This window comes from Pseudomonas sp. TUM25319 (genome assembly GCF_056388475.1).
In genome coordinates this window covers 1326848-1350691 of the sequence record NZ_CM150751.1, presented here as the reverse complement: position 1 = coordinate 1350691, position 23844 = coordinate 1326848, and the positions used below count along the sequence as shown (strand labels likewise).

Sequence of the window (23844 nt, the reverse complement as noted above, 5' to 3'; positions counted from 1 at the left end):
CCCTTAAATCCACAGCTTCTTGAAGTCACGGCCGCCGTAGATCGCGTTGACGATCGCCCGGGTAACCAGGATGGCAGTGAACATCGAAGTAACGATACCCAGCGACATGGTGACCGCGAAGCCCTTCACCGGGCCGGTGCCCATGGCGAAGAGGATGCCGCCGACCAGCAGGGTCGTCAGGTTGGCGTCGAGAATCGCCGCGTAGGCACGGTCGAAACCTTCGTGGATAGCGCGCTGCACCGACATGCCGTTGGCGATTTCCTCGCGGATCCGCGAGAAGATCAGCACGTTGGCGTCGACCGCCATACCCATGGTCAGCACGATACCGGCGATACCCGGCAGGGTCAGGGTCGCGCCCAGCAGCGACATCAGCGCCAGCAGCAGGACCATGTTGCCCGCCAGGGCCACGGTAGCGATCAGGCCGAAGAAGCGGTAGATGGCCATGATGAACAGCGAGACGAACAGCATGCCCCACAGGGAAGCGTCGATACCCTTGGTGATGTTGTCGGCACCCAGGCTCGGGCCGATGGTGCGCTCTTCAGCGAAGTACATCGGCGCGGCCAGACCACCGGCACGCAGCAGCAGGGCCAGTTCGGACGATTCGCCCTGGCCGTTCAGGCCGGTGATGCGGAACTGGCTGCCCAGCGGCGACTGGATGGTCGCCAGGCTGATGATCTTCTTCTCTTCCTTGAAGGTCTGGATCGCGACGTCTTTCTCGACACCATCGACCACCTGCTTCTCGTAGCGGGTCATCGGACGCTGCTCGATGAAGATCACCGCCATGCTGCGACCGACGTTGCTGCGGGTGGCGCGGCTCATCAGCTCGCCGCCGTGGCCGTCGAGACGGATGTTCACCTGCGGACGGCCTTGCTCGTCGTAGCTGGCCTGGGCGTCGGTGACCTGGTCACCGGTGATGATCAGGCCGCGCTCGACCGCAGCGGAACGACCGCCTTCACGGAACTCGAACACCTCGGTGGTGGCTTTCGACGCACCAGGCTCGGCGCCCAGGCGGAACTCCAGGTTGGCGGTCTTGCCGAGGATACGCTTGGCTTCGGCGGTGTCCTGCACGCCCGGCAGCTCGACCACGATGCGGTTGGCGCCCTGGCGCTGAACCAGCGGCTCGGCAACGCCCAGCTCGTTGACCCGGTTACGCACCGTCGTCAGGTTCTGCTTGATGGAGTATTCACGGATTTCGGTGATCTTCGCTTGCGTGATCGCCAGGCGCAGCACGGACAGCCCGTTACGCTCGCTGGTAGTCAGCTCGAAATCGTTGAAATTCTTGCGGATCAGGCTACGGGCCTGTTCGCGGGAAGCATCGTCGGAGAAGCCCAACTGGATGCCGTTGTCCTGTTGCGGCAGGCTGCGGTAACGCACACGCTCCTTGCGCAGCAGGCTCTTCACCTCGCCTTCGTAGACCTTCAGGCGGGCTTGCATGGCCTTGTCCATGTCCACTTCGAGCAGGAAGTGCACACCACCGGAAAGGTCCAGGCCCAGCTTCATCGGATGAGCACCGATGCTGCGCAGCCATTGTGGCGTGGTCGGGGCCAGGTTCAGCGCCACCACGTAGTCATCGCCCAGTGCCTTGCGCACAACGTCCTTGGCGGGAAGCTGGTCTTCCTGCTTGGCCAGGCGCAGCAGCGCAGCCTTGCCTGTCTCACCCAGGGTTGCGGCCTTTACCGCGATCCCGGCGTCGGCCAGTGCCTTGCTGACACGGTCGAGGTCCGCCTGATTGACCTGCAGCGCAGTGCTCGCGCCGCTGACCTGGATGGCCGGATCGTCAGGGTAGAGGTTGGGAGCGGAATAAATAAAACCGATCGCCAGTACCACCAGGATCAGTGCGTATTTCCATAGAGGAGTTTTGTTCAGCATCACGCCGCCCGTTCAAGACGCGGGGCGCCTTGCGCGCCCCGTCGATTGTTAAAAACTTTGCTTAGATCGCTTTCAGCGTGCCCTTCGGCAGAGTGGCTGCTACAGCGCCTTTCTGGAACTTCAGTTCGACGGTGTCGGACACTTCCAGAACGATGAAGTCATCGCTGACTTTGACGATCTTGCCGGCGATACCGCCGTTGGTGACAACTTCGTCACCCTTTTGCAGGTTGCTCAGCAGGTTTTTCTGTTCTTTGGCACGTTTGGCCTGTGGGCGCCAGATCATCAGGTAGAAGATGACCAGGAAACCGACCAGGAAGATCCACTCGAAACCGGTACCAGCCGGGCCGGCAGCAGCGGCAGGGGCTGCGGCGTCCGCGTAAGCGGCAGGAATCAGAAAGCTCATTGGGTGCTCCAAGTTGCGAAAAGTGTTGTTGTCAAAAGTGACGGAACATCAATCCAAGGGCGGCACGGGAAGCCCGCGCTTGGCGTAAAAGGCGTCGACAAAGGCGGCCAATGTACCTTGTTGAATAGCCTCGCGCAAACCAGCCATAAGGCGCTGGTAATGACGCAAGTTGTGGATCGTATTCAACATGGCGCCGAGCATTTCGCCGCATTTATCCAGGTGATGCAGATAAGCGCGGGAGAAGTTCTGGCAGGTATAGCAATCGCAGGTCGGATCCAGGGGCGAGTCGTCGTGACGATGGAACGCATTGCGGATTTTCAGCACGCCGGTATCGATGAACAGATGACCATTTCGCGCATTGCGAGTGGGCATCACGCAATCGAACATGTCGACACCGCGGCGCACACCCTCAACAAGATCTTCCGGCTTGCCAACCCCCATAAGGTAACGAGGTTTGTCAGCGGGCATCTGGCCGGGCAGATAGTCCAGCACCTTGATCATTTCGTGCTTCGGCTCGCCCACCGACAGACCGCCGATGGCCAGGCCGTCGAAGCCGATCTTGTCCAGGCCTTCCAGCGAGCGCATGCGCAGGTCCTGGTGCATGCCGCCCTGGACGATGCCGAACAGCGCCGCGGTGTTGTCGCCGTGGGCGTTCTTCGAGCGCTGGGCCCAGCGCAGCGACAGCTCCATCGACACCCGCGCCACGTCTTCATCGGCCGGGTACGGGGTGCATTCGTCGAAGATCATCACCACGTCCGAGCCCAGGTCGCGCTGGACCTGCATCGACTCTTCCGGGCCCATGAACACCTTGGAGCCGTCCACCGGCGAGGCGAAGGTCACGCCCTCCTCCTTGATCTTGCGCATCGCGCCCAGGCTGAACACCTGGAAACCGCCGGAGTCGGTGAGGATCGGGCCTTTCCACTGCATGAAGTCGTGCAGGTCGCCGTGGGCCTTGATCACCTCGGTGCCCGGGCGCAGCCACAGGTGGAAGGTGTTGCCGAGGATCATCTCGGCGCCGATCGCCTCGATGTCCCGAGGCAGCATGCCCTTGACCGTGCCATAGGTGCCCACCGGCATGAACGCCGGGGTTTCCACGGTGCCACGGGGGAAGGTCAGGCGGCCGCGACGGGCCTTGCCGTCGGTGGCCAGCAACTCGAAGGACATACGACAGGTGCGACTCATGCTTGATCCTCGGGGCCGCGTGGCGCCGGATTGCGGGTGATGAACATGGCATCACCGTAACTGAAGAAGCGGTAGCCGTTTTCCACCGCCGCCGCGTAGGCCGCCATGGTTTCCGGGTAACCGGCGAAGGCCGAGACCAGCATCAGCAGCGTGGACTCGGGCAAATGGAAGTTGGTGACCAGGGCATCGACCACATGGAACGGCCGGCCCGGGAAAATGAAGATATCGGTATCACCACTGAACGGCTTGAGCACGCCATCGCGGGCCGCGCTTTCCAGCGAGCGCACGCTGGTGGTGCCCACCGCCACCACCCGGCCACCGCGAGCACGGCAGGCGGCCACGGCATCGACCACCTCCTGGCTCACTTCGAGCCATTCCTTGTGCATGTGGTGGTCTTCGATGCGCTCGACCCGCACCGGCTGGAAGGTGCCAGCGCCGACGTGCAGGGTGACGAAGGCGGTCTCGACGCCCTTCTCGGCGATCTTCGCCAGCAGCTCTTCATCGAAGTGCAGGCCGGCGGTGGGCGCGGCCACGGCGCCGGCGCGTTCGGCGTAGACCGTCTGATAGCGCTCGCGGTCGGCGCCCTCGTCGGGGCGGTCTATATAAGGAGGCAGCGGCATGTGCCCGACGCGGTCGAGCAGCGGCAGCACTTCTTCGGCGAAGCGCAGCTCGAACAGCGTGTCATGGCGCGCCACCATCTCGGCCTCGCCGCCGCCGTCCACCAGAATCTGCGTGCCTGGCTTGGGCGCCTTGCTCGAACGCACGTGGGCCAGCACGCGATGGCTGTCCAGCACCCGCTCCACCAGAATTTCCAGCTTGCCGCCGGACGCCTTCTGGCCGAACAGCCGCGCCGGGATCACCCGGGTGTTGTTGAATACCATCAGGTCGCCGGGGCGCAGGAAGCCCAGCAGATCGGTGAAATGCTGATGCGCCAGCGCGCCGCTCGGCCCATCGAGGACCAGCAGCCGGCTGCCGCGCCGCTCGGCCAGGGGATGGCGGGCGATCAGGGAATCGGGGAGTTCGAAGGAAAAATCGGCGACGCGCATGGCAGTGGGGTACGGGTTCGACAGGGCCGGGAAGTTTAGCCGAAAGCGGAAAAATTGACCATGAAAGCTGATTGACCAACGGTCAGGCCCTCTCTATACTCCGCCGCCACAAGCCCTGATGGCGGAATTGGTAGACGCGGCGGATTCAAAATCCGTTTTCGAAAGGAGTGGGAGTTCGAGTCTCCCTCGGGGCACCAAGATCCAGAAAAAACCGACTTTTTAGTCGGTTTTTTTGTGCCTGGGATTTGGTGTGCCGCTAGCCTCAACACGATCCCATGCCGTGCGAACAAGGCGGGCAACCATGGCCTGACAGGCATAGGTACGTTGCAAAAAATGTGGGAGCGAGCTTGTCGGTGCGCCGAACCGGCGCGATGCGCCGCGCGGGCGGCGCTCAATCTCATGCGCGACGCACAACCATCGACATGCCCCCAAGCCCCCACTCGCCATCCCGGCAGCCGCTCTACGACGCCTCGTCGTTCCTCTCGATCCTGAAAACCAATGTGCTAGCATCCGCCCCCCGGAACGGAATCACCCGATCATCACTACCTGGCAAGGAACTAGCTCGTGAAAGACTTCGTCATCAGCGTCAACAACATCGTCCTCTATATCTCCCTGGCCGTGATCTGGCTCTTCGCTCTTGTCGCCCTGTTTACCAGTGGCTTCCTGGCAGGCCTGGGTATCTTCGTGGTTGGCAGCCTGAGCTGGTGCATCGTTTCGGGGTTCTGGTTTGTTCAATCGGCTACTTATGAAGAGTTGCGCAAGCTGAACGCCAACAAGAACTGATCTGGCCAACCGCCCGTGTCAGGGGCCGCTTTGCGGCCCTTCGCAGGCTACGCCAGCTCCTACGGGCGGGTGGTGATCCGCAAGATGTGCGCCCGAAAAAACGGACGAAAGTTGTCGCAGAAAGCCATGCAACTTCCTCAATCTCCGACTTTCTTGTAGGCAATTTCCCAAGCATACTCCCGCACCCCGCCTGCTTGTTGCGCTACGTGGAAACGCTGCCTAGTCTGCCCGGGTCGTTGCCAAATCAACGACCGGATTAGCAGTCCGAACGGCTAGTGCACACCAGCGAACCTCTCAATGGCGGCTGTGCGTGTGGGCACCTTTATGGTGCGCCGGGTCACCTAGTCCTCGGTCTGCTAACCCGCGTACAGCTGCCACCCTTTCGTTTAGCGGCGAAGACGTGGCAGCTCCATTGACTAGGAGTTGCACCATGAAAAAGCTCGTCCCCGATCCGCCCCCGTCCTTCTCCATCCGCCCCGGCGTCACCCATGACGAAGCCATCCGCCAGGCGATGGAATTCATCAACAGCGCCCACAAGAAAACCTGGCTGCTGCCCCGACAACCCATCCCCGAACACCAGGAGTTGCTGAGCGCAGCGATGGTGGAAATGGAGATCAGCCGGGCCTATCTGAAGATTGCGCTGGCGGCTTCGACCTCGGCGATGCCTATCTGAAACCGTGAAACGGGAGCTGGCCTTGTCGGGGCGCCGAATCGCAGCGATGAGGCCCGACCAGGCAACGGTGTCGGCTGCAATGACGCCATCGCCGGCAAGCCGGCTCCCACCTGTCTGTGCCTGGCACAAAACGTCGTAGGAGCGGCTTCAGCCGCGATTGGCCGCGCAGCGGCCATAGAACCGGGATCCGAGGTGTATCAGTGCGACTGGGGACTCAGGTTTTACGACGGCTTCGCCGCCGTTCGCGGCTGAAGCCGCTCCCACAGGATCTGCCACAACCGCTTCAGTACTTCGCCCGCACCAGCACAAAGTTGCGCGGCTCGCCATAGAAGTTGCCGTTGTTCGACGTGCTCACCGTCTTGTCGAAGACGTTGTTGGCGTTGAGGGTAACGGGAAGTTGACGCTCTGGGCGGTCACGCCAGCACGGAACTTGAAATTCGGTCACACCCAGAAACACCCAGCCCTTTGCCATCACCCTGCGGCTCTGCTTGCATGCTCCCCCACCAACACAGGAGTGAGCCGATGAACATCATGGTAGTGGGCGCCAGCAAGGGGCTGGGCAAGGCATTCATGGAGGGATTGGGGGATCGCGGCGACCATCTGGTCGGCGTGTCACGCAGCCGCCCTGCGGCGTTGCTGGAGCGAGACGGCATCGCGCTGGACTGGATCGAGGCCGATCTTGGCAACCCGCTCGCAGGCATCGGGCAGATCGACGAGCACCTAGGCAACCGTGGCCTGGACACGCTGATCTACAACCTCGGTATCTGGGAAGACCGCGCCTTCGACGAACGCTACGACTTCCTCGCCGACAACGAAGACCAGTTGCAGGCCATCGTCAGTTGCAACGTCACCGCGCCGATCCTGCTGATCAAGCGCCTGCTGCCGAGGCTTTTGCGCAGTGAAAAACCGCGGATCATTCTCACCGGCTCTACCTCGGGGCTGCCCCAGAGCGGCCGCCCGGAAGTGACCTTCGGCGCCAGCAAGTTCGCCCTGCGCGGCATGGCCGATGCGCTGCGCGAAGGCTACCGCAAGCAGCGCCTGGGCGTGACCTGCCTGAATCTCGGTTATCTGAACACCGACGACCCGCTTGGCACGCCTCGCGCCGTGGCCGAACAGCATGGCGGCGGCGAGCTGATCCCGGTGCATGACGTGGTGCAGGTGGTGCGGATGGCGCTGAGCCTTTCAGCCGCGAGCTTCGTCAAGGAGATCACGTTGCCGGCGATCCTCGACGCGCGTTTCTGAGTCGCGCATCTCGCGCAGTTGGCGCTTGAGTTCGTGCACCGGCGGCGCGTACAGGAAACCGAACGACACGCTGTTGCGCCGGCCCTTCACCGCGTGGTGCATCAGGTGCGCCTGGTACAGCCGGCGCAGATAGGGATGGCGCGGCTTGGGCCTGGCCGGCCAGTGGCGGTGGACGATGCCATCGTGAATTACCACGTAGAGCACGCCGAAGGCCGCCACGCCTGCGCCGATCCATTGCAGCGGATCGTGGCCGGCATTGCCCAGCACGATCAGGGTGATCGCCACCAGCGCGAGCACCAGCAGATACACGTCGTTGGTCTCCACAGCGCCCAGGTGCGGTTCGTGGTGCGAACGGTGCAGGAACCAGCCCCAGCCGTGCATCACGTACTTGTGCGCAAGAAAACCGACACCCTCCATGGCGACCAGGGTGCTGAGGAAAATGGCGAAGTGGATAAGCATGGAGAGTCGGTGACGGTGACGAGGGTGGGCATCAGATTAGGGGAAGTGGCGGTGGGAATCCATGGTGGAATGGCTGAACGGCGGTGTTGACCGCCAGCCCGCGATAGCTGCTTGACCTCTACTTAACTCGAGGTCCGATACTCGCCCGCACGTTTCCCAAGGAGTGTCGCCATGACTGGAGTTTTTCAGCTTTCCAACCCCGAAGGCCTGTACGACCCGAGTGCCAATGCCTATTCCCATGTGGCCGAGGTGCGGGGTGGTTCGCGGTTGTTGTTCATTGCCGGGCAAGGTGGCGAGGATGCAACCGGGACGTTGTCACCCCTGTTCGCCGAGCAGGCACGCCAGGCCCTGGAGAATGTGAAGACGGCGCTGGCGTCGAAGGGGGCCGGGATCGAGCATGTGTTCAAGCTGACGCTGTTGATAGTCGATCATTCGGAGGCCCGCCTGCGGGAGTGGGTGGCCGAGGCGGACCGGGCGTGGGGCGGGCACATGAAGCCGGTGTGTACGTTGATTCCGGTGCCCCGGCTGGCGCTGGACGGGATGCTGGTGGAGGTGGAGGCCGTAGCGGCGGTTTGAGGCTCACAATCGCTGGCAAGCGGGGCGGCGCTCCGCTTGTCAGCGATAAGGCCCTCAGCTCTGCGGCATCTTCTCCAGCTCATCCGCCCGCTGCCGGGTCATGTCCACCTCGCAGCCACTGCCATTGAGCTGGTCGATCGTGCCGCCGGTAAGGCCGTAGTACAGGCCGCAATTGGCATCGCGGTACTTGACCCACTGACGCTGGGCCTCGCGCAGTTTGTCCTGCTGGGGCTTTTCGAGCGTGCCCATGGCGGCCTTGTAGGCCTGGTTCAGGCGGGTGTCCTGGCGCTTGTATTCGGCGCCGCTGCAGTCGCGCATGGCGACGGTGGTGTTGGCGGTCTTCATGCACTGGCTGTAGCTGTCGGCCTGGGCCATCTGGCTGCCCAGCAGCAAGACCACGGCGGTCGCGGCAATTCGAAGGTCCATCGGTAACTCCATGTCAGGGGAAACAGGCTGACTATCTTAGGCCATGCAAGCGTGCATCACCCTCCCCCGCAACCATCGATGCGCGGCATCGCCCTCGCGCCGTTCATGCCAGGCCTGCTGGAATTCGAACGCACGAATCGGCAATGGCGGCTCGAAGCAGCGCAATCCTTGCAACGACAAACGCCCTTCCAGACTGCGCCGGGCGACGGTGAGCAGCAGGTCGGTACCGGCGATGACTTCAGTGGCGGCGGTCCAGTGCGGCAGGGCCAGGGCCACACGGCGCTGTTGGCCCTGAGCGGCCAGAGCCAGGTCGATTTCGTTGTCGGCACCGGGCCGTACCGCGACCAATACATGGGGCCGTGCCAGCCACTCCTCCAGCGTCAGGCCGCCCCGGGCCGGCAGGGTGTCACGGTCGGCGAGGCAGGCGAAGCGCTCTTCGAAAAGGGTTTCGGCGCACAGCGGGGCGGCCAGGGTCGGGAACACTCCCAGCGCCAGGTCGATCTCGCCATCGAACAACTGGCTGAGCATGGCCTCGCGGCTGCCTTGGGTCACCACCAGGTCGATACCTGGCGCCTCTTCCCGCAGGCCTCGCATCAGCCGTGGCAACACCACCCGCGCACCATAATCCGACATCGCCAGGCGAAAGCTGCGGCGCGCCCGGGCGGGGTCAAAACCGGGGCGGCTGAGCAGCGCGTCCAGTTGTTGCAGTGCGTCCTGCAGCGGCTGGACCAGTTCCAGCGCACGGGCGGTGGGCTGCAGACGCCCACCACGGCGTACGAGCAGCGGGTCGGCGAAGAGGTCGCGCAACTGCGCCAAGGCATGGCTGACCGCCGGCTGACTGCGGTGCAGGCGCAACGCTGCGCGGGATACGTGCTGTTCGGCCAGCAGGGCATGCAGGGTCAGCAGCAGGTTGAGGTCGATGCGGCGCAGATCATCCATCGGGCGAATAGTCCCTGTGCGAAATTCGAATTTCCATCGAGCGTATGGATAACCAAGACTGCCTCATGTCCGTTGCGTGTATCAAGGAGTCCGCCATGAACGCTGGTTTTTCCCCCGCCGTCATCCTCTTGCCACTGATCGCCCTGCTTGCCGGTGCAGCCGTGCCGTTCCAGGCCGGCAGCAATGCCGGGCTGGGGCGCTTGCTGGGTCATCCGTTGTGGGCTGCGCTGGTGTCGCTGTCGGTGAGCGTGCTGATGGTGCTGCCGGCGCTGTGGGTGATGAGGGCACCGGCGCCGCACTGGTCGGGGCTGGTGTCGGCGCCCTGGTGGGCGTGGTTCGGGGGTGTGGCCGGGGTGGCCTATATCACGGCGGCGTTGATCCTTACGCCGCGTCTGGGGGCGGCAGGATTCATCGTCTGCGTGATAGCCGGACAGGTGCTGTCATCGCTGGCGATCGACCAGTGGGGGTTGATGGGGTTGCCGGAGCGGCCGGTGAATCTGGCCCGGTTGCTGGGGGTGGGGTTGATCGTGGTGGGGATGCTGGTGGTGCAGTGGGGAACGGCATCGGGCCGATAACGCCCGATACCGGATTCCTGGTTGTTGCCACTGGCCTCATCGCCGGCAAGCCGGCTCCCACAGATGGTGTGCGAGCCGGCCGGCGAGGTCCTCAGAAGCCCATGCTGAAGCTGACGGTCACCGCATGATCGCGGTTGTCGCTTGCCAGTTGCCCGGAGTACCCGACACCCAGCTTGCCCGCCGCGCCAATGCTCACGTCCAGGCCCGCTTCGAGCACCGCCGCATCCTTCGCCAGCGGCACACCCTGGGTGCTGAACGCCGCGCCGCCGTCGACAAAGCGCAGGTCCGCGTCCGGCTTGGTATCACCGAAGGCATGGCGCCAGCCCACACTGCCGCGTGGCGTCACGGTGGTGCCGTTGTCCAGCACGAACTGCTTGCCGGCGCGCAGGCCGACGGTGCTGAAGGTGGCGTCCTGTTTCGAACTGGCTTCCAGCGCCCCGGCCCCGCCTTTCTCGCGGCCGGTGTCGCTGTCGTAGTTGACATAGGCCAGGCCGGCGAACGGTTCCAGCGCCACGCCAGCGGCTTCGAGGGTGTAACCCACTTCACCGAACACCTGAGCGGTGCCGGCCTTGTACTTGGCTTTCAGCTCTTCGTTGTAGCTGCCAGCCGCGACATGGCGCTTGGTGTCGATGTCGTGCCAGCTGTAGCCGGCGCCCACGCGGGCCGCGAACGCGTCGAGCTGGTAGCTCAGGTAGGTCGCCAGGTGGTAACTGTCCACCGAGGCATCCGAGCCACGTTTGTTGGCGTCGAGGCTGGTCTTGGTGTAACCCGCCGCGATACCTGCACGCCACTGGTCGTTCAGGTTGTTGTCGAAACCGAGCATGAAGCCGGACAGGTCGCGATCCACCGCTGCCACGCCGCTGCCACCGTCGTGGTTGGCCCAGCCGCCCAGTGCGGTGATCCAGCCTACGCCCTGGCCCTGGCAGCCGCTGCTGCTTTGCTGGCCGCTGCTCGGTGCGAGCACGCTGCGCGGGTCACCGTTGCCGCAATCGCCCTGGCGCATGCGGTCGTTGACCGTATTGCGCACGTAGCGCGAGTCTTCCAGCAGCACGCTGGCAGTGCTGGCGTGGATTTCGCCGGACAGGCTGTCGAACGCTGCCTGCGCCGAGGCCACGTCCAGGCTGGTGATGGCGCTGCGCAGGCTGGCCGGCGCAGCGGCCGAATCCAGTGCTGCAGCCACGCCACGCTGGTTGTCGCTGAGGGCGACATCGGCGAAAGCGACGTTGTTGCGCGCCACCGACAGGCTCACGTCATTGGCACCGTACTGCAGCGTGGTGTCGATAAAGGCCAGGCTGGAGGCCTGGCCGAGGCTGTCGATGTTGTCGCTGTCGAAGGTGCCGGTGATGCCACCGTCGGCGGTCAGCAGGGTGTAGGTGGTGTCGCCGGTATACGGCGCCACGGCGAACACATTCAACTGACCGGCCAGGGTGGCGGTACCGCCCACGGCCAGGTAGCGGGTCGGCAGCGGGGTCAGGTTGATACTCAGGGTGCCGTCGCTGGCGTTGGTGAAGTTGCCGCTGACGGTCAGGTTGCCGTTGGCACCCGGCTGCACGGTGCCGTGGTTGACCACGCTGCCGACGGTACCGGTACCGGTCAGACCAGCACCGTTGTTGACGGTGATATCAGCCGCCAGGGTGTCGCCCACCGGCACCGAGAACAGCGCCATACGGGCGAACGAGGCGACCACCGGAGCCGGTTCTTCCTCGGCCGTCTCGCCCACCTGCAGCACGCCGTCCTCGACGGTGAAGGTGCCGCTGAAGCCGTTGTAGCCGGTAAACAGCAAGGTGCCGTAGCCACGCTTGAAGGCCTTGCCGGTGCCGCTCAGGTTGCCGGCAAAGCTGCCGTCCACGTCCTGCTGGAAGATCAGGCTGGCGTCGTTGACGATCGAGCCCTGCAGGCTGGTGGTGTTGCCGAGCAAGGTACCGGCGCTGATCTGGGTGCCACCGCTGTAGGTGTTGGCGCCTGTCAGTTCCAGGGTGCCGCCGTCGAGTTTCTCCAGGCCGCCCTCGCCCACCAGCGCCGCGCCGATCCGCGCAGTCGCCCCATTGGCAACGCGCACCGCCGCCAGCGACCCGTCCGCCGCGTTGACGGCTTCGAGCGCGTCGCCCTGCACGAGATAGCCATCGCTGAGGAACTGGATGCCCGAGAAGCGCCGCAGCCCCGACACGGTGACCGTGCCGCTCTGACCGCCGAAGACGGCGAACTGGCCACCGCTCCAGCCATTGCTGTTCTTGCCGCTGGAGTTGGTCCAGTTGGTGTCTGCGCCCCAGGTGCCGGAGCCGCCGCCGATGGTGCCGTCGGCGTTGGTCTTGGTGCCGTTCCAGAACAGCAGGTCGCCATCGCCTTCGTCGACCACCAGGTTGATCTGGTTGGCCAGGGAAGTTTGCAGGGTCATCTGCGCGAGATCGAAGCCGGCCGGCAGGCTGCCGAGGGTCATACCGTCATCCACCAGTACGCCGCCGTAGCTGAACAATTGGTAGACGCCGATGCCGAAGTTGCCGCCGTCGGTGATGTTGAGGGTGCCGTTCAGGTCCAGGTCACCGTTGACTTTGACCAGGGTGGTGGCGGTATCCGGCGCGCCGAGGGTGAAGTTCACGTTGCTGTTCGACGCCAGCGACAGGCTGCCCACGGTCAGCGGCGCGGTGGCGCTGGCCACGTTGAGGTTGGCGCCGTCGGCCAGGCGCGCCCCGCCAGACAAGTGACCGCTGCCCCCCAGGCTGGCGCCGCTGCCGACAAGCACGTTGGCGCTGGCGAAGCTGCCGTCCACGGTCAGGCCGCCGGCGTAGACCAGAGTGGTGCCGGTGTAGCTGCTGTTGCCGGTCAGCCGCAGTTGGCCGCTGCCGTTCTTGACCAGGTCGCCGGTCCCGCTGAGCACGCCGCCCAGGGTCAGGTCGTGGCTGCCGGTGAGGGTCAGTTGCTGGCCGACGACGATGGCGTTGTTCAGTTGCAGGTTGGCCGTGGTATCCAGGCGGGTGTTGCCGAGGATCGTCAGCGCACCGGTGCCCAGTGCGGCGTTGTGGCCGAGGGTCAGGCTGCCGGCGTTGAGTACGGTGCCGCCGCTGTAGCTGTTATTGCCGCTCAGGGTCAGGTTGGCGTTGCCGTTCTTGGCCAGGGCGCCGCTGCCACCGATGTCGCCGGCGAGGCTCAGGTCGTTGCTGCCGGCGAGGATCAGCCCGCCGTCGAGGGTCACGGCATTGCCGAGGCTGACTGCGCGATTGCTGTCCAGGAGGGTGAGGCTGGCGGTGGTCAGGGTGCCAGTGCCCAGGGCGGCATTGCTGCCCACGACGAGGGTGCCGCCATTGAGCAGGGTACCGCCGCTGTAGCTGTTGTTGCCGTTCAGTACCAGGGTGCCGCCTTCGAGCTTGTTGAGGGTGGCGCTGCCAGTGACGTTCACATCGACCGTGGCGGTGTAACCGCTGCCGACCCGCACGCCGGCATAGCCGGTGGAGCCGTTGACCAGGTTCAGCTCACCCGCAGCTCCTGCGACCAGGTTGTAGCCGGTGCTGGCGAATTGCAGGCCGGTGGTGGTCTGCGTGCCTTCGACGGTGACCGTGCCTGCCGTGCCCTGGAATACCGCGAAGCCGTCCTGCCAGGTCTGGCTGAAGTTGCCGGTGGCGTTGGTCCAGTTGCTCGCCGTGCTGCCCCAGCTACCGTTGCTGCCGCTCCAGAACAGCACACTACCGGGGGCGCCGCCGACCAGCAGGTTGACCTGGTTGGCGACGCTGGTCTGCACTTCCAGGTCGCCGCTCAACAGACCCGCCGGAATCATGCCGATCGAAAGGCCGTTATCGGTCAGGCTGCCGGTGTAGTCGATCAAGCGATAGACACCGAGACCGAAACCGCCCGCGTCGGATATATCGAGCGTCCCGTCCAGCAGCAGGTTGCCGTTGACCTTGAGCATGGACGCCGAACCCGCCACGGCCGCGCCGAGCCAGGCATCGAGGTGGGAGTCATTGTTGAGGGTCAGGTCGCCGGTGGTCAGCGTGGCAGTGCTGTCGAGTTGCAGATAAGCGCCATCGGCGATGGTCACAGCGCCATTGACGCTGCCCGTGCCGCCCAGGGTGGCGCCACCTGCAACCGACAGCGAAGACGTCGTCAGCGAGCCATCGACGTAGAGGCTGCCGGAGGACACCGCGGTCGCACCATTCAGGTTGCTGGTGCCGCTCAGGGCGACGCTGCCGAAGTCGATGTTCAGGCCGCCGTTCCCCGTGATGCTGCCGGCAAAGGTGCCGTTGCGCAGGGTCAGGACGCTGTTGTTGTACACCTGCACCGCGCCCTGCCCGCCCAGCGACTGCAGGGTACTGTCGGCACCGACACCCAGGATGCCGGCCGCGCCCACAGTCACCCACGGTGCATTCGTGCCGTTGCTGCCCAGCAGGTTGAGCTGGCCGGCGTCGACCTGATAGGTGCCCAGGAAATTGCTGCTGCCCGTCAGCGCCAGCGTGGCGCTGCCCTGCTTGACCAGGGTGCCGGTCCCCTTCAAGGCGCCACTCAGGTCCAGGTCGCGGTTGCCGGCTATGGTCAGGCGCGAGCCAAGATTGATGGCGTTACCCAGGGTCATTGCAACACTGTTGTCGAGGGTGGACACGCCGCTGACGGTCAACTGACCGTTGCCCAGCGCGCCCCGGTCGCCCAGCACCAGCGTACCGCCGTTGAGTGTGGTCCCTGCGTAGTCGTTGACGTTGTTCAGCGTCAGCGTCGCGCTACCATTTTTCACCAGCGAGCCGTTGCCGAACACCAGACCGTTGAGCGTCAGGTCGTTGCTGCCAGCCAGGGTCAGCGCACCGTCGAGAACCACATCATTGACCAGGCTGACCGCCTTGTTAGTGTCCAGCCTGGTGCCGGCAGAAGTGGTCAGGTTGCCGGAGCCCAGCGCGTCGTCGTTGCTCAGTACCAGCGTGCCGCCTTCGAGGCGGGTGCCGTCGGTGTGGCTGTTGCTGCCGTTGAGCACCAGGGTGCCGTTGTCCAGCTTGGTGAGGATGCCGTTGCCGGTGAGGCTGACGTCGAGGGTGGCGGTCTTGCCGCTGCCGACCCGCACGGCGCTGTAGCCGTCGATGCCATTGACCAGTTGCAACTGGCCCGCGGCGCCGCCGGCCAGGGTGTAGTCGTTGATGAACTGCAGCCCGGTGACGCTCTGGGTTCCGTCCACGGTGACCGTGCCGGCAGCGCCCTGGAACACGGCGAAGCTGTCGTTCCACGCCTGGTTGTAGCCGGCGTTGGTGGTGGTCCAGTTGCCGTTGGTGCCGTTCCAGACACCGTCGCCACCAGCAATGATGCCGTCGCCGGCCACGCCGCTGCCGTCCCAGAAACGGATATCCGCCGCACCGCCGACCACCAGGTTGATCTGATGGGCGACGCTGGTCTGCAGCGCCAACTCATTGGTTGGCGTGCCATTGGGCAATGTGCCGAGGATCAGACCATTGTTGGTCAGCACACCGCCGTAATCAAACAGGCGGTACACGCCGATGCCGAAGCCGCCGGTGTCGGTGATGTTGAGCTTGCCGTCGAGGGTCAGGTTGCCGGTGATGTTGGCCAGGCCGGCAGCACCCGGTGTGGCGCTGCCCAGGGCGGCATCAATGAAGCCTGTGTCATGCAGTACCAGCGAGTCGAGGGTCAGGGTCGATCCGCTGGCAAGGGCGAGATGGCCGTTGCTGGCGATGGTGACGTCGGCATTGACCGCGCCTGTGCCCGTTACTGCCCCGCCGTCATGCACCAGCAGCAGGCCATCGCCGTTGCCGAAGCTGCCGGTGACCCGCAGGAGTCCAGCGGAGACGGTGGTGTTGCCGGAGAAGTTGCTGTTGCCGCTAAGCAGCAACGTGCCAGTACCGTCTTTCTGCAGGCTGCCGCTACCGCTCATGGTGCCACTGAAGTTGCCTTCATTGACCCGCAACATGCCGCTGACCAGGTTGACGTTACCAGCGCCATTGAGCGCGCCCGTCCGGCCACCGAACGCCAGTCGCAAGGTGCCGGCGGCGCCGACGTTGATCGCGGCCGGGGTGCCCAGGCTGCTGGAGAAGCGGGCGGCCAGCGTGCCACCGTCGATGTTGTAGGTGCCCTGCAGGGTGCTGATGCCTTCAAGGCTCAGGACGCCGCTGCCGGTCTTGGTCAGGCTGCCGGCGCCGCTGACGGCGCCGGAGAGGGTCAGGTCGCTGTTGCCCTGCACGGTCAAGGCGCCACTGATATCCAGGGCGTTGCCAACGCTCAGGGCGCTGGTGCTCTGAAGGCTGGCGCTGCCGGTGACATCCACGCGGCCAGTGCCCAGCGCCTGGGCATGGCCAACGGCGAGGGTGCCGGCGCTCAGGGTGGTCCCGCCCTGATAGGTGTTGTTGCCGCTCAGGGTCAGCGTGCCGCTGCCGTCCTTGAGCAGGCCGGCGGTGCCGGACACCACGCCGGAGAGGGCCAGGGCGTTGCTGCCACTGACCGTCAGCTGGCGGTTCAGGGTGACGTTGTTGGCGACCGAGAGGTTCGCGGTCGACTCCAGCGTCGAAGCGCCACCGACCGTCAGGCTGGCGTTGCCCAGCGAACTGGCGTGGCCAAGGCGCAGGGTGCCCTGGTTGAGGGTGACGGTGCCGTTCAAGGTATTGGCACCGGTCAGGCTCAGCGCGCTGTTGCCGCTCTTGATCAGGTTGCCGGTGCCGGACACCACGCCGCTCAGCGCCATATCGAGGCTGCCGAGGAACGTGAGGTTGCCGCTCATGGCCAGGCTGTTGCCAACCTGCACACCCGCCAGACCGCTGTCGAGGGTGGTGTTGTCGAGGGTGTTCAAGGTGCCCGAGCCGAGGGCGGAATGACTGCCCAGCACCAGGCCACCGGCATTGAGCCAGGTATTGCCCAGTTGCGCGTTGCCGCCACTCAGGGCGAGGCTGCCGGCGCCGATCTTGACCAGGCCACCCGCGCCGCTGAGGGCACCGGCCAGGTTCAGGTTGATGCCGCTGTCGACCACCACGTTGGACGCACCGCCGAGGGTCACGTTATTGCTCAGCGTGACATCGCTCGTGTCGCTGCGCAGGGTGGTGCCGATGCCGAGGGTCAGGGCACCGCCGCCCAGGGCGGTGTCACGACGGACGATCAGGGTACCGGTGGTCAGCGTCGTCCCGCCGCTGTAGAGGTTGTCGCCGGCCAGGATCAAGGTACCGGCGCCGGTTTTTTCCAGCGTGCCGGTACCGCCGATCTGCGCGTCGACCAGGGCGCTGACCCCAGCCTCGGCACCCACGGTGGCCGAGCCGCCGCTGCCATTGACCAGATTGAGCACGCCGGCCGTGCCGCTGCTCAGGCTGTAGCCATCCGTCTTGAACAGCAGGCTGCCGGTGCTCTGGGTGCCTTCGAGGGTCACCTGGCCCGCCGTGCCCTGGAACACCGCCGCCACGCTGTTCCAGGTGCCGACGGGAATGCCGCTGGCCTTGGTCCAGTTGGTGGAGGCGCTGTCCCACAGGCCGCTGCCGCCATTGACCACGCCATCGCCGAGCGGGCCGGTGCCGTCCCAGTACTGGGTGGCCAGGCTCAGCGAGTTGACGATGGCGTTGACCCCGCCTGCCACGTATTGCAGGGTGATTTCGCCCGGCAGGAAGTCAGTCGGCAAAGCGCTGATGCTGGCGCCGAGGTTATTCAACGAGCCGCCGTAGTTGAACAGGCGATAAATGCCGTTATCGATGCTGGCCAGGCTGCTGAAGCTGAACTGGGTGGATTGCAGGGTCAGGTTGTTGCTGACGCTGACCAGTGGCGTCAGGGACGGTGCGCCGAGGGCGACGTCCACCGTGCTGCCGGCGGCCAGGTTCAGCGAGCCCGCCGACAATGTGCCGCCCGAGCTGACGACCAGGTGCGCGCCGTTGTTGATGCTCACACTGCCGCCGAAGCTGCCGGTACCGCTGACGGTGGCGCCGTTGAGCACGGACACGTTGCTGCTGGCGAGGCTGGCGGTGCTGTTCAGATGCAGGCGACCGGCACTGACCACCAGGCTGCTGGTAAAGGAGTTGACCCCGGCCAGGGTCAGGGTACCGCTGCCGACCTTGGACATTCCGGAACTGGTGCTGCCGGTGATGGCACCGGAGAAGGTGGAAGTGGCGTTACCGTTGCCAAGGCTGATGGCGCCGCTGGTGACTTGCAGTTGACCACTGCCGGTCAGGGCGCCGAGCGCCGTATCCGCCGCCAGGTTGAGGGTGGCGCCACTGGCGATGTTCACCGGAACGCCGCTGCCCAGGGCATTGCTGGCCAGGGCGGTGAGCTTGCCGGCCTGTATATCCACCTGCCCGCCGAGGCTGCCGGTCTGGAACAGGGTCACTTCGGCAGTGCCGGTCTTGGTCAGGTTGCCGCCACCGGAGAAGGCGCTGAACAGCAGGACGTCCTGATTGACCCCAAGGTCCAGGGTCGTGCCGCTGTTGATCACGATGGGCGTGCTGGTATTGAGCGGCACATCGAACGCCAGGCGGCTGTTGCCGGTGACCGTCAGCGTACCGCTGCCCAGCACGCCACTGTTGGTGGCCAGGGTCAGGGTGCCACCGTTCAGATCGATCCCCCCGGTGAAGGTATTGGCGGCCGCCAGGGTCAGATTGCCGCTGCCGGTCTTGATCAGCTTGAAGGCGCCGGTGCTGCCGATCACACCATTGAGCCGCAGGTCGTTGGCGCCGGCGACGGTCAGGTTGCTGGCCAGGCTGACGGTGTTGGCCAGGGTCACGGCCTGGCTGCTGGCCAGGGTCGAAGCGCTGGCAACGGCCAGCCCGCCACTGCCCAGCGCCTGGTTGTTGCCCACTACCAGGGTGCCGCCCGACAAGGTGGTGCCGCCCTGGTAGGTGTTGGCGTTGGCCAGGATCAACTGGCCGCTGCCGACCTTGGCCACGGTGCGGCTGGTGGTGTTGCTGATGACGCCGGACACGGTCAGGTTGCCGGTGCCGCCGAAGGTGCCGTTGGCGCTCAGGCCGATGTCGTTGGTCAGGTTGACCGTACCCGAGGCATCGATGCGGGCACCCGTGGAGCCGATGGCGATAGCGCCCGTACCAAAGGCCTGGTCGGTGCTGACCACGGTGGTGCCGCCGTTGAGCGTGGTACCGCCGGCGTAGGTGTTGACGCCATTGATGCGCAGGATGCCGCCGTTGCTCTTGGTCAGGCGGCCTCCCCCAACGCCGGAGATCACACCGTTGAGCACGATGGTGTTGGTGCCGCTGAGCGCCATCCCGCCACTGCCGATCAGAAAATTGTTGGCCAGGTTGACGGTGGCGGTGTGGGTGGTGAGGTTGGCGCTGCTGACACTGACATCACCGCTGCCGAACACGGCGTCGTTGTTCACCGACAGCGAGCCACCGACCAGGCTCGTGCTGGTGACGGCGCCGCTGAGCAGCGCACCACTGACCAGCCAGGTACCGCTCTGGACCAGCAGGTTGCTGAAGTTGATGAAACTGCTCGCCGTAATCGAGGTCGTGCCCGCAGTGCCGGCCCCCCCGCCGATAGCGTTCTGCAGGGCCAGGGTGTTGAAGCCACCGGCGCCGCCGTCGACGATGCCGGGGGCAGCGAACACCAGGTTCGGGTTGGAGTCGACGGTCACGGCATTGCTGCCGGTCACCCCACCCGAGACCACCGAAGAGTTGATGATCGCGTTGAACCGGTTGGACCCACCCCCCGCCCCCAGGGACACGCTGCCCGCCAGCGTCCCGGCATTGGTGAAGATGTTGCCCTCGCTCGATGCCTGGAACGCGATCCGGCCGTAGACCTCGTTCATGTTGGTCATCTCGACCTGGGCACCACCGTAGACCGCCACCACGGGCATGTCCGCGAACAGCAGGCTTGCCCCGAGGAGCCGCTCACTCTGGATAGTCCCGCTGTTGACGAGGGTGACCTTGCCGCCCGCGCCGGCCTGGGCATCCAACGCCATGCCCTTCAGGTCGAGCAGGGAGGCGCCGAGGTTGGCACTGGTGCCGGACAGGCGAGCAACGGTGTCGTTGGTGATGGCGATGTTCTGGGTACTGGCATTACCGACTTGCAGGCCGGTGGTCAGCACCGTCTGCAGCCCGATGTAGGACGGGTTGATCCAGCCTTGGCTGTTGATGGTGTTGTTGCTGCCGGTGAGCTGCATCACCGGGTTGCCAGAGCCATCGGAGCCCACCTGGTCACCGTAGGCGACGTTGACCGTGAGGTTGCTGGCCGTGCTGCTGAAGTTCCGCTGGTCGGTTCCGCTGCAGGTCACTGTGACGCCGTTGGTCGGGACGCCCGGGGTACAGGCGGCGAGCACCTCCGTGCTGCTGAAGCTGGCCAGCAGGCCCAAGGCTGCGAGACTGACGGAAAGGGCCAGCGGACTACGACGTACACGAATGGATGAGGCTGAGCGACTGTCCACACACAACTCCTGATGTGGATCAGGCGACTCCTCCTTGAGGCCGCAGGCATCGACCGAATAGACGATGTTTCCAGCAGCTATTCAGTCGAATGGCCTGACCTTGGCGATGTAAAAATCCGGATGGGGGAGTTTTACAGCAAAAGGCCATCACCTGAACAGAAAGTCTTGCGCACAAATTGCCTTGTGCGCTTAGCAACCTTTTCGCCGCAATGAGCCGCTTGTTTGCTGGCAGGATTCCGACGTTCGCGAATCAGGCCGCCGTCGCACCGAAGTCGAACGGCTGCAGCGGCGCCAGGCCATGGGCCGCCCTCGCGTCATCGCAGCGCGGGTTGTGCTCGCCGTTTTCCCAAGAGGCCTCGAACTCCCGGCACGGACTGGAGCGTTGTTCATACATGGTGCAGGCGACGCCTTTGCCCACCTCGCCAGACAGGGAAATGCAACGGGCCGGTTTGGCGTCGGTGCCGATCATGGCCACGCGGCTCGGAGTGATCTGCACCACCAGGTCGTCCGGCACGCAGCCGCCGGCCGAGGTGCACTCGCCCCAGAAGAAGGACACACGAAAATGCGCGCAGCAGGCGCCACAGCTCAAGCAAGGATGGGTATCGGACATGATGTCGGGAGGGCGCGGGAAGAATTGTTATGGGGAGAATCCCGCCGCCAATTCTATGCAACGGCACGCCGTTGAGAAGGGGGTGAAGAAAAGAAAGTTCGGCGCCCGACCAGCGGAACGAAAACGCCCCGAGCGCCCGTGAAACGGGGGCATCGGGGCGTCTGGCAAAGGCTCAGCCGCGCGGTGATTTAACCGGAGCCTTAGGCGCCTCGATACCATCGGCGCGGAACATCTGGCGGATACCACGCACCGCCTGGCGGATACGGTCCTGGTTCTCGATCAGGGCGAAGCGCACATGGTCGTCACCGTAGTCACCGAAGCCGATCCCCGGCGACACGCAGACCTTGGCCTCGGCCAGCAACTTCTTGGAAAACTCCAGGGAACCCAGGTGGGCGTATTGCTCCGGAATCTTGGCCCAGACGTACATGGACGCCTTGGGATTCTCGACCATCCAGCCGATCTCGTGCAGGCCCTTGACCAGCACGTTGCGGCGCTGGCGGTACTGCTCGGCGATGTCCCGCACCGGCTGCTGGTCGCCTTCCAGCGCAGCGATGGCCGCAACCTGCAACGGCGTGAAGGTGCCGTAGTCGTGGTAGCTCTTGATCCGCGCCAGGGCGCTGACCAGCTCCGGGTTGCCGACCATGAAGCCGATCCGCCAGCCCGCCATGTTGTAGCTCTTGGACAGGGTGAAGAACTCCACCGCGATGTCCTTGGCACTCGGCACCTGCATGATCGACGGGGCTTTCCAGCCGTCGTAGACGATGTCGGCGTAGGCCAGGTCGTGGATCACCAGCACGTCGTACTGCTTGGCCAGGGCCACCACGCGCTCGAAGAAGTCCAGCTCGACGCATTGGGCAGTAGGGTTGGACGGGAAGCCGAGGATCATCATCTTCGGCTTCGGGATCGACTCGCGGATCGCCCGTTCCAGCTCGGTGAAGAAATCCACGCCCGGAATCAGCGGTACCGAACGCACCTGGGCGCCGGCAATCACGGCACCGTAGATGTGGATCGGGTAGCTGGGGTTGGGCACCAGCACGGTATCGCCGTGGTCCAGGGTGGCCAGCATCAGGTGAGCCAGGCCTTCTTTGGAACCGATGGTGACGATGGCTTCGCTTTCCGGGTCGATCTCGACCTCGTAGCGGTCCTTGTACCAGCGCGAAATCGCGCGGCGCAGACGGGGGATGCCTCGGGAGGTGGAGTAGCCGTGGGTGTCTTCACGCTGGGCGACCTGCACCAGTTTCTCGACGATGTGCGGCGGCGTGGCCCCGTCGGGGTTGCCCATGCTCAGGTCGATGATGTCCTCGCCACGACGGCGCGCAGCCATCTTGAGCTCGGCGGTGATATTGAAGACGTAGGGGGGGAGACGATCGATGCGCGCAAAGCGGCGCGGCGAACTGGAGTCGGCCATGCTTTCCTCGGAGACGTAAGCGCCCGGAACCGTCCGAGCGACGTTGGCCACTGCGGTGGCCGAGTCGGAAGATAATCCGCGCCGGGGCAGCTGTAAAGCCCCCCGACGCTGTGCGCAGCGCAACCGGGCGCACAGCGCCATGGATACGGCCTAGCGAAGCAGCCGGTAAGAGGTCATGTCCCAGGCCTTCACTGCCAGCCCGATCGCCGGCTTCCAGCGATCACCCGTGACTTTGCTGAACACGGAACCATCGCTGCCGACATGCACGAAGCGATCGTTGGCATCACCTTCGGTCATCAGTGTGTAGGACCTGGAGCGCATCGCCAGGTAGCGCTGCTCGTCCTTGAGCATCTGCTGGTGATGGTTCATCAGTTCCCGGTCGGTCAGTTGCAGGCGGTTCCTGAGCGTTACCCCCCAACGCGTCAGGCACACTTCGGCGAAGTGCCGCACGATCAGGCCCGGCTGGGTGACCTCCTCGCCTGGCGACGCGCCATCGAGCGAGGCATTGCCCACCAGCGTGGCATGCCGGCCCGGCAGCGGATACAGATGCACCTGAGTACTGGCAGCGGTTCGAGGAATCACGCACGCGAAGCCTTTGGAGCGCTCGTCCCGTGAATAGAAACCCACGTACTCCCTGACGTTGGCGTCGAGCGCGACGCGATGGGGCTGCAGATTGAATACACCCGGAACCGGATCGACGGTGAAGATGTTGACCGGCACCTGCTTGAGCTGTGCATCGCGGAACATTGCATTGGCCAGCATGTGACAACTGATGCCGCCGCGGCTCCAGCCCACCAGGTTGACCTGGGACGGAACAAGGCCGCCCTTGCGGAACATCCTGATGATTTGTTCCTGCAACTGCTGCGGTGTCACCTTACGGCTGCCGTAGTTGTAACGGCGCCAGAACCAGGAGCCGGTCCGCTCGACATCCTCGATGGGGACGCCGGCCGCCTTGAGCCGGTCGTACTCGCTTTTCGTCAGTTCGGTGCGCTGCCAGTCGCAGCGCCCCTTGATGATCTGCAACGCATGGCCCACGTTCTCCTCCCAGCCGCTGCCAAACAGCGTACCGGAGAGGCCGTACGCCTTGTTTTCGACGAAAAGGTCGTCAGCTTGCAGATTGCCGCTACCCGGCCCGTCGATCGCGATCCAATGGGCGAACTCCCTGCCCTGGTCGTTGCTCGCCAGGGTGGAAACCAGCTCGCCGCGCCAGAAACTGGGGTTGGTGTCATCGAAACGGTGGGAACCTGTGCCACAGAAGTACACGGTCAGGATGCTCATCAAAAGCGCTCCTCGTTGAGAGTGGAGCCTCAGACTAGCCGTGCAGGGGTG

At 64.8% G+C, this 23844-nt stretch carries 17 protein-coding genes and 1 tRNA gene; 6 read left to right on the top strand and 12 right to left on the bottom strand.

Translation table 11 applies throughout. From position 1 onward, the window contains the following. Nucleotides 1-3 precede the first annotated feature (3 nt). The 4 genes from secD to queA all read right to left on the bottom strand — a co-directional run bounded on the left by secD (nucleotide 4) and on the right by queA (nucleotide 4500). Nucleotides 4-1869 carry a protein translocase subunit SecD gene (gene secD / locus AC05QJ_RS06210; RefSeq protein WP_476746085.1) on the bottom strand — a complete coding sequence of 622 codons (1866 nt, stop codon included), beginning with the start codon at nucleotides 1867-1869 and terminating at the stop codon, nucleotides 4-6. A 61-nt stretch (nucleotides 1870-1930) separates the two neighbouring features. Next, on the bottom strand, nucleotides 1931-2272 hold the full coding sequence (yajC, locus tag AC05QJ_RS06205) for a preprotein translocase subunit YajC (RefSeq protein ID WP_476746084.1): 342 nt from the start codon (nucleotides 2270-2272) through the stop codon (nucleotides 1931-1933). Between the two features lie 48 nt (nucleotides 2273-2320). Then, entirely contained in the window at nucleotides 2321-3436 is a 1116-nt protein-coding gene (gene tgt, locus AC05QJ_RS06200; RefSeq protein WP_178392087.1) for a tRNA guanosine(34) transglycosylase Tgt, read from the bottom strand. A 14-nt stretch (nucleotides 3437-3450) separates the two neighbouring features. After that, nucleotides 3451-4500 (bottom strand): tRNA preQ1(34) S-adenosylmethionine ribosyltransferase-isomerase QueA, encoded by a 1050-nt coding sequence (queA, locus tag AC05QJ_RS06195; RefSeq protein ID WP_476746083.1) that lies wholly within the window; start codon nucleotides 4498-4500, stop codon nucleotides 3451-3453. A gap of 112 nt (nucleotides 4501-4612) precedes the next feature. On the opposite strand from queA, the gene AC05QJ_RS06190 reads away from it, so the two are divergent. From AC05QJ_RS06190 to AC05QJ_RS06180, 3 genes are all read left to right on the top strand, one after another. Beyond that, nucleotides 4613-4697, top strand: a tRNA-Leu gene (locus tag AC05QJ_RS06190). Nucleotides 4698-5064: 367 nt separating this feature from the next. Then, entirely contained in the window at nucleotides 5065-5283 is a 219-nt protein-coding gene (locus tag AC05QJ_RS06185) for a hypothetical protein (protein ID WP_476746082.1), read from the top strand. A 430-nt stretch (nucleotides 5284-5713) separates the two neighbouring features. Then, entirely contained in the window at nucleotides 5714-5956 is a 243-nt protein-coding gene (locus AC05QJ_RS06180; RefSeq protein ID WP_476746081.1) for a hypothetical protein, read from the top strand. A 283-nt stretch (nucleotides 5957-6239) separates the two neighbouring features. Here AC05QJ_RS06180 and AC05QJ_RS06175 read toward each other — a convergent pair whose 3' ends face one another. Next, entirely contained in the window at nucleotides 6240-6401 is a 162-nt protein-coding gene (locus tag AC05QJ_RS06175) for a hypothetical protein (RefSeq protein WP_476748052.1), read from the bottom strand. Between the two features lie 77 nt (nucleotides 6402-6478). Between AC05QJ_RS06175 and AC05QJ_RS06170 the strand changes: the two genes are divergently transcribed. Then, nucleotides 6479-7198: an SDR family NAD(P)-dependent oxidoreductase gene (locus AC05QJ_RS06170; RefSeq protein WP_476746080.1), complete on the top strand. Its 720-nt coding sequence runs from the start codon at nucleotides 6479-6481 to the stop codon at nucleotides 7196-7198. Here the strand turns inward: AC05QJ_RS06170 and AC05QJ_RS06165 are convergent. Then, nucleotides 7139-7657: a sterol desaturase family protein gene (locus tag AC05QJ_RS06165; RefSeq protein ID WP_476746079.1), complete on the bottom strand. Its 519-nt coding sequence runs from the start codon at nucleotides 7655-7657 to the stop codon at nucleotides 7139-7141. The two genes, AC05QJ_RS06170 and AC05QJ_RS06165, sit on opposite strands and share 60 nt — an antisense overlap. Before the next feature lie 171 nt (nucleotides 7658-7828). On the opposite strand from AC05QJ_RS06165, the gene AC05QJ_RS06160 reads away from it, so the two are divergent. After that, the gene (locus tag AC05QJ_RS06160) at nucleotides 7829-8233 is read left to right on the top strand and encodes a RidA family protein (protein WP_476746078.1); all 405 of its coding nucleotides are present in this window, start codon (nucleotides 7829-7831) and stop codon (nucleotides 8231-8233) included. A 54-nt stretch (nucleotides 8234-8287) separates the two neighbouring features. Here the strand turns inward: AC05QJ_RS06160 and AC05QJ_RS06155 are convergent, their stop codons facing one another. After that, a complete protein-coding gene (locus tag AC05QJ_RS06155) occupies nucleotides 8288-8659 on the bottom strand; it encodes a lysozyme inhibitor LprI family protein (RefSeq protein ID WP_476746077.1) in 372 nt (123 codons plus the stop codon). A 36-nt stretch (nucleotides 8660-8695) separates the two neighbouring features. Beyond that, nucleotides 8696-9598, bottom strand: coding sequence for a LysR family transcriptional regulator (locus AC05QJ_RS06150; protein ID WP_476746076.1), 903 nt, complete (start codon nucleotides 9596-9598; stop codon nucleotides 8696-8698). A 95-nt stretch (nucleotides 9599-9693) separates the two neighbouring features. On the opposite strand from AC05QJ_RS06150, the gene AC05QJ_RS06145 reads away from it, so the two are divergent. Next, nucleotides 9694-10173, top strand: coding sequence for a DMT family transporter (locus AC05QJ_RS06145; RefSeq protein WP_476746075.1), 480 nt, complete (start codon nucleotides 9694-9696; stop codon nucleotides 10171-10173). Nucleotides 10174-10264: 91 nt separating this feature from the next. On the opposite strand, the gene AC05QJ_RS06140 is transcribed toward AC05QJ_RS06145, so the two are convergent. The 4 genes from AC05QJ_RS06140 to AC05QJ_RS06125 all read right to left on the bottom strand — a co-directional run bounded on the left by AC05QJ_RS06140 (nucleotide 10265) and on the right by AC05QJ_RS06125 (nucleotide 23793). Then, complete coding sequence (locus AC05QJ_RS06140) at nucleotides 10265-20497, bottom strand: autotransporter-associated beta strand repeat-containing protein (RefSeq protein WP_476746074.1); 10233 nt, start codon at nucleotides 20495-20497, stop codon at nucleotides 10265-10267. A gap of 250 nt (nucleotides 20498-20747) precedes the next feature. Beyond that, entirely contained in the window at nucleotides 20748-21107 is a 360-nt protein-coding gene (locus AC05QJ_RS06135) for a YkgJ family cysteine cluster protein (RefSeq protein WP_476746073.1), read from the bottom strand. 172 nt (nucleotides 21108-21279) lie between these two features. Next, the gene (gene alaC / locus AC05QJ_RS06130; protein ID WP_476746072.1) at nucleotides 21280-22515 is read right to left on the bottom strand and encodes an alanine transaminase; all 1236 of its coding nucleotides are present in this window, start codon (nucleotides 22513-22515) and stop codon (nucleotides 21280-21282) included. Between the two features lie 150 nt (nucleotides 22516-22665). Further along, entirely contained in the window at nucleotides 22666-23793 is a 1128-nt protein-coding gene (locus AC05QJ_RS06125) for a hypothetical protein (RefSeq protein WP_476746071.1), read from the bottom strand. Between the last annotated feature and the right edge of the window lie 51 nt (nucleotides 23794-23844).